Annotated in this window: 9 protein-coding genes; 4 read left to right on the top strand and 5 right to left on the bottom strand. The window is 63.0% G+C overall.

All coding sequences use genetic code 11. From position 1 onward, the window contains the following. The first annotated feature begins 56 nt into the window (after positions 1–56). Complete coding sequence (locus NLR35_RS15760) at positions 57–932, top strand: MurR/RpiR family transcriptional regulator (RefSeq protein WP_257167432.1); 876 nt, start codon at positions 57–59, stop codon at positions 930–932. Positions 933–995: 63 nt separating this feature from the next. Here NLR35_RS15760 and NLR35_RS15755 read toward each other — a convergent pair whose 3' ends face one another. Continuing rightward, positions 996–3,641, bottom strand: coding sequence for a TIGR02302 family protein (locus NLR35_RS15755; protein ID WP_257167431.1), 2,646 nt, complete (start codon positions 3,639–3,641; stop codon positions 996–998). A gap of 1,071 nt (positions 3,642–4,712) precedes the next feature. Here NLR35_RS15755 and NLR35_RS15750 point away from each other — a divergent pair. Genes NLR35_RS15750 through NLR35_RS15745 form a run of 3 tightly spaced genes read left to right on the top strand, consistent with a single transcriptional unit; the run spans position 4,713 to position 9,023 of the window. Further along, positions 4,713–5,396: a VWA domain-containing protein gene (locus NLR35_RS15750; RefSeq protein WP_257167430.1), complete on the top strand. Its 684-nt coding sequence runs from the start codon at positions 4,713–4,715 to the stop codon at positions 5,394–5,396. Beyond that, on the top strand, positions 5,393–6,181 hold the full coding sequence (locus NLR35_RS34320; protein WP_374940820.1) for a PP2C family serine/threonine-protein phosphatase: 789 nt from the start codon (positions 5,393–5,395) through the stop codon (positions 6,179–6,181). Before NLR35_RS15750 ends, NLR35_RS34320 begins: the two co-directional genes overlap by 4 nt. Continuing rightward, positions 6,168–9,023, top strand: coding sequence for a helix-hairpin-helix domain-containing protein (locus NLR35_RS15745; RefSeq protein ID WP_257167429.1), 2,856 nt, complete (start codon positions 6,168–6,170; stop codon positions 9,021–9,023). The genes NLR35_RS34320 and NLR35_RS15745 overlap by 14 nt, the downstream gene beginning before the upstream one ends. Before the next feature lie 484 nt (positions 9,024–9,507). Here NLR35_RS15745 and argC read toward each other — a convergent pair whose 3' ends face one another. The 4 genes from argC to NLR35_RS15725 form a co-directional block, all read right to left on the bottom strand. Beyond that, positions 9,508–10,482: an N-acetyl-gamma-glutamyl-phosphate reductase gene (argC, locus tag NLR35_RS15740; RefSeq protein WP_257167428.1), complete on the bottom strand. Its 975-nt coding sequence runs from the start codon at positions 10,480–10,482 to the stop codon at positions 9,508–9,510. Positions 10,483–10,516: 34 nt separating this feature from the next. Then, a complete protein-coding gene (locus tag NLR35_RS15735) occupies positions 10,517–10,870 on the bottom strand; it encodes a hypothetical protein (protein ID WP_257167426.1) in 354 nt (117 codons plus the stop codon). Positions 10,871–11,177: 307 nt separating this feature from the next. Continuing rightward, complete coding sequence (lysA, locus tag NLR35_RS15730; RefSeq protein ID WP_257167425.1) at positions 11,178–12,443, bottom strand: diaminopimelate decarboxylase; 1,266 nt, start codon at positions 12,441–12,443, stop codon at positions 11,178–11,180. Positions 12,444–12,777: 334 nt separating this feature from the next. Beyond that, positions 12,778–13,056 (bottom strand): lipoprotein, encoded by a 279-nt coding sequence (locus NLR35_RS15725; RefSeq protein ID WP_374940819.1) that lies wholly within the window; start codon positions 13,054–13,056, stop codon positions 12,778–12,780. Positions 13,057–13,079: the final 23 nt, after the last annotated feature.

The following is a 13,079-nucleotide window of genomic DNA, read 5'->3' as shown; positions in this document are numbered from 1 at the left end:
TTTATTTATGATCTGATTCATGATGAGATTTTCTCAGTCAGACGCATGAGGCGCGCGTGACGGGTTCCACCTTCAGCTCCGGGACGGCCGCGACCGGCATTCTCTCCCGCGTGCGTGAGTTGCAGAACGAGCTTCCGCCCAAGGCGCGGCAGATTGCGGAGCTGGTGGTCGCGCGGCCGGAGCCGTTCATCCACATGTCGATCACCGAGGTGGCGGAGGCCTGCGGCGTCAGCGAGGGGACGATCGTGTCGTTCTGCCGGCGGGTGGGCGTGCGCGGCTTCCAGGAGCTCAAGATCATGCTGGCGCGGGACCTGATCGAGCCTGTCAGGCTGATCCAGGAGGACCTGCACCGGGGTGATGACCCCGCGACCGTCACGGACCACATCTTCGCCGCCCATGCCGCCTCGCTGCAGGAGACGCGCCGGCTGCTGTCGATGGACGCGCTGGCGCAGGCGGCGAGACTGTTGCGCGAGGCGCGGCGGATCGAGATCTACGGCATCGGCAGCTCGGCGCCGGTGGCGCAGGATCTGTCGTACCGCCTGCTGCAGCTCGGGCTCGCGGCCAACGCCATCGTCGACTCCCACGTCCAGGCGGTCAGCGCCGGCATGACCGGGCCCGAGGTTGCGACCGTCACGGTGTCGCATTCCGGCAGCACGGTCGAGACGGTGCTGGCGACGCGGCTGGCGCAGGCGGCCGGCGCGCGCACCATCGGCATCACCCGGCTCGGCAAGTCGCCGCTGGCGGCGCATTGCGAGGTGCTGCTCTACACCGTCGCCAATGAGACGCGCTACCGGCCGGAGGCGATGAGCAGCCGCGTCGCGCAGCTTGCGATCATCGACACGCTGGTCAGCTGCTGCGCGCTGACCGACACCGAACGCTCCGTCGACAGGCTGCAGCACGCGGCGCGCATCCTGTCCGAGAAGCGCTACTGACGAGCGCAGCCTCCAGTCCAAACGGCGAGCCACGGGGATGATGTCCCGTGGCCGCGCCATTCCTCAGTAGTCCTTCAGCAGCCGCTCGATGTAATCCAGCTCGACCTGCGGCCGCGACTGGTCGCCGAGGCGGCGGCGCAGTTCTTCGAGGATGCGGCGGACGCGCTGGACGTCGATCTCGCCGGGGATCTTCTGCGAGAAATCGTCGATGTCGCGGCCGGGATGCATCGGGCGGCCCAAGGGATCGGTCTGCTGCGCGCCCTGCTGGCGGCCGGCGCGCTGGCCGGGGCCGTCGCCCGGCTGGTCGCCGTCGCCCTGCTGCATCGCTTCGGCCAGGCTCTGCGCACCCTTGCGCAGCGCATCGAGCGCCTTGCCTTGCGACTCCACCGCGCCATCGGCGTTGCTGTCGCCGAGCTGACTGCCGGCATCGCCCATCGCGCCATCGGCCTCGTCGAGACCGTCGCCGGAATCGCCCTGGTCGCCTTGATCCCCCTGCTCGCCTTGCTGACCCTGCTGCCCCTTCTGGCCTTTCTGTCCCTTCTCGCCCTTCTGGCCCTTTTCGCCCTTCTGGCCCATGCCGCGCTTGGCGAGCTGCTCCTGCAACTGCTTCAGCCGGTCGCGCAGCGCCTGCTGATCCTGCTGCAGGTCGCCCATGCTCTGGTCCTGATCACCCTGCTGACCCTGCTTGCCGCGGTTGCGGCGCGAGTCCTGACCCTGCTTGAAGGTCTTGTCGCGAAGCTGCTGCTGCTTGCGGATCATGTCGCCGAGCTCGTTGAGCGCCTGCTCCATGTCCTGATCACCGCCCTGGTTGGGCTGCGCCATCTGCAGATTCTCCAGCATCTGCTGCAACTGCTCGAGCAGCTCGCGCGCGCCCTCCTTGTCGCCCTGGCGCGACAGCCGCTCCATGCGGTCGATCATGTTCTGAAGGTCCTGCTGGCGCAGCACCTTGGTGTTCTGGTCGAGCGGCCGCTGCGCCATCTGCGGGTTGTTGCGCAGCTGCTCGGCGAGCTGGCGCATGTAGTTGTCCATCGCCTTGCGCAGGTCCTCGGCGAGCTTCTTGATCTCCTCGTCGCTGGCGCCGCGCTCCAGCGCCTGCTTCAGCGCGTCCTGCGCCGCGCGCAGCGCCTTGTCGACGTCGGAGATGTTGCCGTCCTCGATGGTCACCGCAAGCGCCCACAGGCTGGCGACGACCTCACGCAGCGCATCATCGGTGCGCGCCGCTTCGAGCTGGCGCGTCACCGAATGCAGGCCGAGATACTGGCCGGGCTCCGGCGTGAACAATTCCGGCGCGATCGCCAGCGCATCGAGCGCGGTGAACACCTCGCCATTGCGGTTGGCGTCGAGCGCCAGGATGCGGCGCTGCTCGATCAGCGCTCGCGCCAACGGCTTGGTGAACAGCCGCTCCGGCAGCTTGGTCTCGAACGGCTCGCTCTGGCCCTCGTTGCCCGCCTCGTCCTTGGCGGTCAGGGTCAGCGTGACGTCGGCGCCGGCATAGGGGTCCTCGCTCAGATCCTTCACGGTCTGGCCGACGCCGTTGCGGGTGCGCGAATTCGGCAGCACCAGCGGAAACTCCGGCGGCTGGAACAGCGGCCGCGCCGCGGGCGCATCCGGTTTGCCCTCGGCGGCGCGCGCGGCGACCTTGGCGCGGGCTTCGGTGACGCCGTAATCATCCTCGAGCTTGTAGGACAGCTTCAGTGAGCCGCGCGCCTGGCGCTCCGGGTCCTTGGCCATGCTGATGACCGGCGGCTTGTCCGGCGTGGCGACGAACACCCATTGCGGCTGCCCCGACGGCGCGCGCACATGGACGGTGCCGTCGGCCTTGATGGTGTAGTGCTTCTCGGTGGTGCCATTCGGCGCCGCCTCGCTGGCGGCGACCTCGTTTGCCGCGGCTTCCGCGATACCGCCCGAGGTGATGACGTCGAGATTGCCGCCGCTGGAGCGCACGATCAGGGTCGAACCGGCGGGCACGACGATCGCGCCGCTCGCCGGCACCGCGCCTTCCTTGTTGGCGGCGGACAGGATGATCGGCGGCTTCGCGGTGTAGAGCGGCGGCTTGATCCAGGCATCGACGCGGATCGCGACCGGCGTCATCACGCCGTTCCAGTCGAACGCCGAGGCGATGCGCATCGGCCGCTCGTCGCCGGCGGCGACATAGGTCGCGACCAAGAGCACGACGACCAGCGCGCGCACCGCCCAGGGATCGTGCAGCGACAGCCGCGGCCGCGGCGTGCCGGCGCGGATGCGCTTGACGGAGGCCAGCGTGCGCTCGCGCTGCGCCTGCCACAGCGCCTGGGCGATCGGATCCTTGGTGGTGAGCGTATCGGTCAGCGCGGTGGCGGGGCGATGCGCGATGCCGGAGCCGCGGTCGAGCCGCGCCAGGCCCTCGTCGCGGGTCGGCCAGCGATACCTGAGCATCGGCACGGCGGCGCCGAGCAGCAGCAGCAGAAACAGCGCGACGCCGATCATGCGCGCCGCGAACGGCAGGCCGAGCCACAGCCCGGCCCAGGAGACGATCAGGAACAGGCCGAGCACCATCAGCAGCCTAGCGAGATGCGGCCAGCCGCGCTCCCAGGCGATGGCGTATTGCGCCCGCTTGAGCGCCTGCGCCAGCTTCAGCCGCGCCAAGCCGTCGTTGCTCAGCCCCTCACGAGAGCTGCCTGCGGGGGTGCTGCTTGCCGGCCGCGCCGGCTCGGGGGTCTCGCCGCTCAACGATGTCTCCAGGTTGCCCGGATGTTCACCCTAACACAACGGCAGCCGTGAGGCACCCGTTCATCTCGGGCTTTCCCGCGGCCGGAGGCCGTGCACACAACAGTGTGACCGGCGCGGGTTCCCGGGAAGCTACGGGGCGCGGCACCGGGGGCCTCGTGGTTCGAGACGCGCCGCACAGCGGCGCTCCTCACCATGAGGGTCGGCATCGAGGCGAGCGCTACAAATCCGGACAAGCCTCGTGTCCCTCACCCTGAGGAGCACGCCGCAGGCGGGCGTCTCGAAGGGCGAGGCCCGCACTGCCAACCACGCGCATCTCATGCACATCCGTTCTCGCGGCGCGTCTGCACCCGAGTGATCCCGGAATTCGTCACCCTCCTCGAACAGAGGGCGCAGGGAAGACCGGGCGCCGGCCGGCGCCCATGGTCCGCGTGCAACAAAGAAGCACGCGGCAGAACCACAGGCTCAGCCGAGATCACCCGGCCTTCCCTGCGCGATGGAGTTACGATTTATACGCGCTCTTCCCGGGGACCGGCTTGTTGGCCCCGTCGCGGACGACACGTCATCGCCCACTTGGCATCAGCATCGGGATGCCAGAACCACGCGACTTCCTCGTCGCACCGGGATCGTTCGTCCGCGCGAGCAAACCCACGCTGCGTCCCAATGCGCCCACCGCATCCCGCACCCGACGTCCGTGACGACCGCGAAGCGCCCCCTCAGCGGGACGGGATGCCAGGAGTAGAGCACGATTTCGGATAAAGCGCAACACCTATTTCGGACGCACCGGCGAGGACCCGGCCTTTTAAGTTATCAGAGAAGTCGGTCGCAAGACCTGCCAAGGGCATGTGAGCGATCGCAGCAACTGGCATAAGCTCACCGTTATTGCGTGTCATAAAAAGCGGCCACGTCCATGCGGACCCCGCGAACTATCAGGCGCACCGGAACCAAGGTCCGACGGCGTGAGGCCGTCATGCCGACGCGCTCCCCAACGGCGGGCAGATCTCCCCTCTGGGTTGCAAACCAATTGGCATTGTATATGAATAGTCCATTACTGCCATGAATAAGGGCACTCAAATGTCGGAAATCGATTTCTCTCAACAGCCTTTTCACGCGACCGAATTCATCGAGAATCCCGAGAACAGGTGTCCCGTGATCCTCGTCCTAGACAATTCGGCCTCGATGACTGGCGCCCCTATTCAGCAATTGAACGATGGCCTACAGGCATTCCGGGATGAACTAGTAGCCGATAGTCTTGCCGCAAAGCGCGTGGAAGTGGCGATCGTAACTTTCGGCCCTGTGAGAATAGAAGTCGATTTTGTATCGGCTCAGAACTTTTATCCGCCGAGGATCGAGCCAGCAGGTGCGACTCCAATGGGAGAAGCCATCGAGCAGGCTATCAACATGTTAAAAGAGAGAAAGGCCATTTACCGATCGGCAGGCGTTAAAAACTACCGCCCCTGGGTGTTTCTAATCACGGACGGAACTCCTACAGATTCTGTATCGCGGGCCACCCAACTCGTCCACGAGGGGGAAGCCTCAAAGTCCTTCATGTTCTATGCCGTCGGGGTCGAAGGGGCAGATCTTAACACGCTGCGCGCCATCGCCACTCGCGAACCTTTGAAGCTGAAAGGTCTTCAGTTCAAAGAATTCTTCCAATGGTTGTCCGCTTCGCTCTCCTCAGTATCCAGGTCTAATCCAGGCGACCAAGTGCCCTTGCAAAACCCAGCGGCTCCGAATGGCTGGGCCACGGCGGGATGACCAGTATCGAGTGGGAGTGGGTATCGGCAAGCGCTGTTGGCACGTCCCACCTAAAAATAAATAGGGGCTGCGACGATTCTGGCGCATGCCTTTTCGTTCAAGGAGAACACGAAGCAGCCCTTATCGTCGCTTGTTCGGATGGGGCTGGCTCAGTTCAACACTCGTCTTTAGGCGCTCGCATCGCTATCCGCGCGTTTTGCCGCAACGTGCGGAATTATTTAAAGGACGGAGGAACGATCCGAGGTATTTCTCGAGACATAGCAAGCGACTGGCTCGACGACATCCGTGGACGTATTGAAATAATCTCACAATCGTTAGAACTCCCTCGTCGCGAGTTCGCGGCAACCCTTGTAGGGTGTGTTATTGGACAATCCCAGGCAACGGTCCTGCATGTAGGAGACGGAGCAGCCGTTCACCGCCTAGCCGGTTCGCAAGAGTGGGACGTATCAAGTTGGCCCGCTCACGGCGAATATGCATCTACAACCTATTTCATCACGGACGACCCTCAGCCGAATTTCAGTCTAAATGAAATAAGCGGCTCGGTCGCCGAACTAGCTGTCTTCACCGACGGCATCGAACATCTAGTTTTGAACTTCGCAACAAAACGCCCCTTCGATCCATTCTTTAACCAGATGTTCTCGGGCTTCAAACCTCTCGGAACGGGGCGAAATCGAAATCTATCGTCCCACCTAAGGAATTATTTGAGAAGCCCGGCTGTCTGTCAAAGAACAGACGACGATAAAACGCTGCTACTTGCGCGCCGAAAACCCCATGTCGCGCCTTAAAAACATATTCGATCAACAGAGAAGAGCCGTGGCACTCGGCAAACTGCTTGGCCGAGGCGGTGAAGGAGCGGTGTTCGAAATCGTCGGGTCACCTGATCTAGTTGCGAAAATTTATCATCCCGACAAAGCCGACGAGCGCAAAGATAAGATCTCCGCGATGATTGCCGCGGACATTCAATCCCGCGTCAGCAATGCAGCATTCCCGATATCAGCCTTATTCGAAGGGGGAGGAAAATTTGCTGGGTTCACGATGCGGCGCGTCGGCAAACAAAAGCCGGTCCACGAACTGTACTCGCCCGCGAGCCGACGAAATGAATTTCCAAATGCCGACTACAGGCTATTGGTACGAACTTCTTTAAACATTGCCAAAGCAGTTGCGACTGTACATGCGGCTGGGTGCGTTATTGGCGACTTGAATCACTCTGGCATATTAGTCGGCGACGATGCGACGGCTACATTAATCGACTGCGACTCCTTTCAATTCGCCAGGGAGAATCGCCTATATTTTTGTACAGTTGGCGTCCCCGACTACACGCCACCTGAACTGCAAGGACGGCCGTTCGCAACCACAGTTCGGACGCAGAACCATGACGCATTCGGCCTAGCGGTCGCCATCTTCAGCCTGCTGTTCCTCGGCCGCCATCCGTTTTCGGGCAGATACCTTGGAAAGGGTGACATGCCTGAGGAACGGGCTATCGCGGAATACCGTTTCGCGTATTCATCGGATAGAGCCCGGACGCAAACCGAACCGCCGCCATTTGCACCGACTTTGTCATATCTGCCGGCGGATTGCGCCGCTGCCTTCGAGACATGCTTCGGCCCAAGGGGCTCGCACAACGGCCGACCAAAAGCCGCAGATTGGGTCTCACTGCTTCAGAAGGCAGAGTCGCAACTCATCTCGTGTAGCGCCTCTGCGGCTCACTTTCATTTCTCGTCCGCCCCGAACTGCCCCTGGTGCAAGCTGGAAAACGCATTCCCGGGTTTTATTGCGTTTCCACTGCCTCTCGCCATCAATACTGCCACACCAGCCGATCTTGGGCAGCTGATTGCGGCAATACGTGGAGTTAATGATCCAGGCCCGGCGCAGGCACTGAACGGCTTCATGCCGATTGTGCAGAGCCTTCCAAACGCTCAGAACAAGGGAGTTCTCGACAGCTCGGCGACGCAATTCATATGGGCAACGCTCGGTGGCATCTTGGCCAGCACAATCCTGCGAATGGGAGCCGTTCCGCCCGCCGTAGGCATTCTGGCACTTGGCTTATCTGGTTACTTCGCGCTTCGCAGCCCAAAGCAGCAGCACGCAAATTCTCCTCGCTCGCACCAGCTCAAAAAGGCCTGGGATCAAATAGAGCAGCGATACCGAAAGGATGGAGATAACTCCCGGCTCAGCGATGCCAGACGCAACGCCGAGCTACATATTCGCGAGTACAACGAGCTCCCTAGTGAGGAATCTCGTTTGCTCGCGGAGCTTGCTCAGAAACAGCGGGACATCCAGCTAAAGCGCTTTCTTGAGCGCTTTACTGTCGTAAGTGCAAAAATAAGGGGCGTCGGTGATGGCAAGAAGGCGACGTTGAGGTCCTATGGCATCAGCACGGCTGCCGATGTTTCCAAACAGCGCATCGAGCAGATTCCGGGTTTTGGACCAGTTACGGCGGGTCAGCTGGTATCTTGGCGTTCGGTACTGGAGCAACGATTTTCTTTCAATCCCAGCCTACCTGTTGATCCAAATGAGATCGGACGGATCAAGTCCAGCATTGTGCAAAAGCGAACATCACTTGAGACCGCACTCAAGAACGATCTCATTTCAGTAAGAACTGTTGCTGCAGAGATTGAGAGATCTAGAAACGAGCTCACGACTCGTGCGCGGTCGATTTGGGTGGAATTGAAACAGGCCGAGGCAGACGAGAAAGTCAGAATTTTCGGCGATGTTACTGCCCGTCGATGGGTGTTCAGCGTGGCTTGCGTTGCCACTCTCGTGGTGGTCGGTGCGATCGAGAACCCAAAGACGCCAACTGCCCCGGCTGTCAACGTATCTAGCTCAAGCACGGCAAATCCGGTGACCCCCGCTACGGCACCGGCAGTTACATCCACCAAGGCTCCGAGCACTTCAAGTGTATCGACCCCGACACCGCTGACACCGGGGCCAAACTCCACATCTTTCAGGCCTGCAAACAATCTGGGCACGTTAGCCATTCCGAGTGGCGCGCCTCAGCCGACGATTGCGCAAGCACAACCCTACACACTTGATTTTACTGACCAAACTAAAGCAACTCCTGGCCTACAGCTAGCCCCGCCGGCTGCTCCGCCGCTTCCCCCCGCACAGGAGATTAAGCCGCTTCCATCTCCTCCGCCCGAATTGTCGCCCAGCGTCTCCATGACTTTCCCGGATGACGCTAAGCCAGACCCAGCAATCAATCGACTTTCGGAGCTGGGCTATGTGGCAGGTACTGGTCTCGGATGGGATAAGGACAGCTATGCTGCCTTGAGAGAATTCAAGATCATCAACCGTCTGCCGGCCGATACCCAGCTAGATGTTGTAACTGCGAAAGCCCTAAATTCGTCCCGAGCGATCGGTCGGGCTAGATCGTTTCTCGGAAGCTGGGCCGCTGACCCCGGTTGCTCGCAAGGAACTCAACTCAACATTTCCGTGCACGAAGCGCGCACAGACGGTGGAACATGCACGTTTGATGCGTTTCTTCCAAGCCGAGTGGGCTGGACAGTACGAGGTCATTGCCAAGTCGGAGTAGATAGGTGGCCCGCAACTATCACCTTGAGTATCTCCGGCAGGTCTTTGGTCTGGTCGAGCGCTAAAGGCAAAGCGACATACCATCGATGCGGATAATCGGAGGAGAGAATGACGGCCTGCTATCTCTGTGGCACGTCTTTAAACAAAGGTCAGGGGGTTCGCAGAACTGTGCGGACAGGAACGAGCGTTGCCGGGCTCGCTAGTTTCGCACCAACACTATTAACGATTGTGATTTCCGCGCTTTTTGGCATCAAGCAACCCTCCATAAGGAGCTATTTTTCGCTTCGAACCCTTTGCCCGTCCTGCGTTAAGCGCGTGGATGCTCGGCGAGTAGTTATAAATGGAATTCTGCTAGGCGCCGGCGGTGTCGCTTTGACTTTTATCGCACTGGCTTTTCTTAGATGACGAAGCAGGAAGGCGAGAGAGCACTCGCGGAACATTCGTTTTATCGAAGCCGCAATAGGTCTGCATACAGAGCAGACAGGTTAGATACTTGAGCAGCCCCAAGACAACCACGTAGCTATTTGTAAATCTTAGACTGCATGGCACGTGATACTCTTGCGCCGACTCGCCCCCGCCCTCACGGCCAAACCGGCGCCCCCTCCAGCCCCGCCGTCTCCGGCAGCCCGCACATCAAATTCGCATTCTGCACCGCCTGCCCGGCGGCGCCCTTGCCGAGATTGTCGACAACGCCGAGCGCGATCACCAGATTGCGCTCGGGGTCGGCGGCGTAGCTGACGAAGGCTAGGTTGGAGCCAGCGGCCCATTTGGTGTGCGGCGGCTTGTCGGTGACGCGGACGAAGGCACGGCCGTCGTAGAAGCGGCGGGCGGCGTCCAGGCACTGTTCTGACGTGGCGCGGCCGCGGGCGTAGATGGTGGCGAGGATGCCGCGGGTCATCGGCACCAGATGCGGCGTGAACACGAGGCCTGCGGCGCTGCCGCCGCTGATCCGCCCGATCGTCCGTTCGATCTCGGGCATGTGGACGTGCTTGAGCAGGCCGTAGGGGATAAGGTTCTCGTTGCTTTCGGCGTAGCCGAAGCCTGTGCCGCCGCCGCGGCCGGCGCCGGAGATGCCGGTCTTGGCATCGATCACGATGTTGTCGGGCGCGATCAGCCTGTTGGCCAGCAGCGGCGCCAGCGCGGTCAGCGCCGCCGCCGGGAAGCAGCCGGGATTGGCGATGCGGGACTTGCCCGCGATCTCCTCGGACCAGACATCGGCGAGGCCGTAGGTCCAGCCGTCGGCATAGCGGTGGTCGCCGCCGATATCGACGATCCTCACCTCGCGCGGGATGCGCGCCAGCGCGTCGCGCGAGGCGCCGGTGGGGAGCGAGGCGAAGAGCACGTCGAGTTGCGGCAGGCGCGCGGGGTCCCACTTCTCGATCACGAGATCGGCGAGCTTGCCGGGCACGCCGGGGAAGCGCTCCACCAGCCGCTGGCCGGCGCTGCCCTCGCCCGCGGCGTAGACCAGCTCGAACGCGGGATGCCCGGCGATCAGGCGCATCGCCTCGCCGCCGCCAAAACCGGAGATCCCGACGATGCCGACGCGAATGCTCATGGGTGGGGGTCCTTTGCTACAAAGAGCCTGATGGTCACAACACGTGAATATCGTCAACAGTCAGATCGAGGGCGTGGCCATCGCATCGGTCGACAATTGTGCATTCGAGCGAGAGATCCGACCGGCCTTCCTCCTTCGTCCACAGGTCGAAGCGGATTGACCACGCCCGCCTGCCCGCATCGGCCACGCGAATCACATCCATGCTCGCGAAGGCCTCGCTGGGAGGCATGACCAACGTCCGGCCATAATCCTCGATGGCCTGCCGCATCATCTCGGCCGACAAGCGGAGGCCTCGCGAACGGACTTCGACGGCAGGGAAATTCCCGCTGACCAGCCAAGCCATCACCTGCTCGACGAGTTCGATCACGCGGCTGTCCAGGGTGGTCATCATCGAGTCCCGTTGAATCTGCCGTGACGATGCAAAGGATCCGGAGTTTCGGCGCAGCGTAAGGCGCACGGCTGAAGCTGCGCGTGTCGCCGCCGTGGCAGAGGAGGATGACGACGCCTAGCATGAACTGGGCAATCGCGGCAGGAACGCCTGCCGATCAGTTACATCGTCATGCCCGGGCTTGTCCCGGGCATCCACGTCGTTCCCAGGATGCCGGACGACGTGGATGGCCGGGACAGGCCCGGCCATGACGATGTGGAGGCAGATGCGCGCAACAGCGCGAGCTGCTTGCGCGGCAGCCACTCCCTCACAACCACGGCGCCGGCGTGTCCATCGCGATCAGTTGCTCGACCTCGATGCGCGGCCGGATCACCGCCGACTTGTCGCCCTTGACCAGCACCTCCGGCACCAGCGCGCGGGTGTTGTAGGTGCAGGCCTGCACGGCGCCGTAGGCGCCTGCGGTCATGATGGCGAGGAGGTCGCCGGGCTTGGGCTCGGGCAGCGCGCGGTCGAGCGCGAGGTAGTCGCCGCTTTCGCAGACCGGGCCGACGACGTCGGCTATGAAAGCGGGCGCGTTCGGCGCGGCCTGCTTCACGGGGAGGATGTCGTGATGCGCCTCGTACAGCGTCGGGCGGATCAAATCGTTCATCGCGGCGTCGATGATGACGAAGTTCTTGGCCTCGCCGTGCTTCACATAGATCACCTTGGCAATGAGGATGCCGGCATTGCCGACGATCATGCGGCCGGGCTCGAACATCAGGGTGCAGCCGAGATTGTGCGAGATGCGCTTGACCATCGCGGCATAGGCGGCGGGCTCCGGCGGCACCGCGCGGTCCATGTGATAGGGGATGCCGAGGCCGCCGCCGAAATCGACATGGGAGATGTCGTGGCCGTCGGCGCGCAGCGTCTGCACGAACTCGGTGAGGATGCGGAACGCGGTCTCCATGGGGCCGAGATCGGTGATCTGGCTGCCGATATGGACGTCGACGCCGGTGACCTTGATGCCGGGCATCTTGGCCGCGCGGGCGTAGACGCGGCGGGCGTGGTCCAAGGGAATGCCGAACTTGTTCTCCGACTTGCCGGTCGAGATTTTTGCGTGCGTGCCGGCATCGACGTCCGGATTGACGCGGATGGAGATGCGGGCGGTGTGGCCGGTCTCGACGGCGAGGCGCGCCAGCAGGTCGAGCTCGGGCTCGGACTCGATGTTGAGGCAGTGGATGTCGGCGGCGAGAGCGGCGCGTAGCTCGGCCTCGGTCTTGCCGACGCCTGAAAATACGATCTTGCGGGAGGGGATGCCGGCCGAAAGCGCCCGCTTCAGCTCTCCGCCGGAGACGACGTCGGCGCCGGCGCCGAGCTTTGCGAGGGTGCGCAGCACCGACTGGTTGGAATTGGCCTTCATGGCGTAGCAGATCAGCACGTCCTGGCCGGCGAAGGCCTCCGCGAACACGCGGTAGTGCCGCTCCAGCGTGGCGGTGGAGTAGCAGTAGAACGGGGTGCCGACGGTGGCGGCGAGCTCGGCGAGATTGACGGCCTCGGCGTGCAGCACGCCGTCGCGGTAGTCGAAATGGTTCATGGGTTCGGGTCCGCGCGCGGGGGCTGCGAGTGGGTGATTGTGGCGGCGAATTGCCGGGAAATGAGGGGGATTGTCAATTCGCGGACGTCGGGGGACGGCATGGATTGACCGCCTTCATGAACGGGCGAGATCACAGATGTCCAGGAAGTCGGATTCGAACTCTCGCCACAGCGACGGTGCGCCCCCTCGCCCCGTTCTTACGGGGAGAGGGTCGGGGTGAGGGGCAGACGCACGGGAGGTGTGCACGGTGAGACCTTTACCCCCTCACCCGGATTGCATCTGACGATGCAATCCGACCTCTCCCGTTCCTACGGGGCCGCGACGGCGGCAGGCCCTATTTGCTGTCCAGCAGCGGATCCAGGAAGAACGGTTTCTTCTGGCCGCGCGAGGCGGCGGGGGCGCCGTCGGCGCCGTAGCCGGAGTTGAAGACGCCGGGCTTGTTGGCGTTTTCCGTCGCGGTGTCGGTCGGCGCGGCCGACATTTGCGGGGCCGGCGGGGATTTGGCGGGCAGGTCCAACGGGCCCTTGCGGCCGCAGGCGGCGAGCAGCAGCGCGGAAGCGCCGAGGACGAGAACGACCCGGGCGACGGAGGTTGGACGGCGAGCGCTAGTCACGTGTGAAATCCCCATGCGGGCGG

Origin of the sequence: Bradyrhizobium sp. SRS-191, assembly GCF_024586915.1 — a bacterium.
Taxonomy (GTDB): domain Bacteria; phylum Pseudomonadota; class Alphaproteobacteria; order Rhizobiales; family Xanthobacteraceae; genus Bradyrhizobium.
This window is presented reverse-complemented; position numbering and strand designations above follow the sequence as displayed.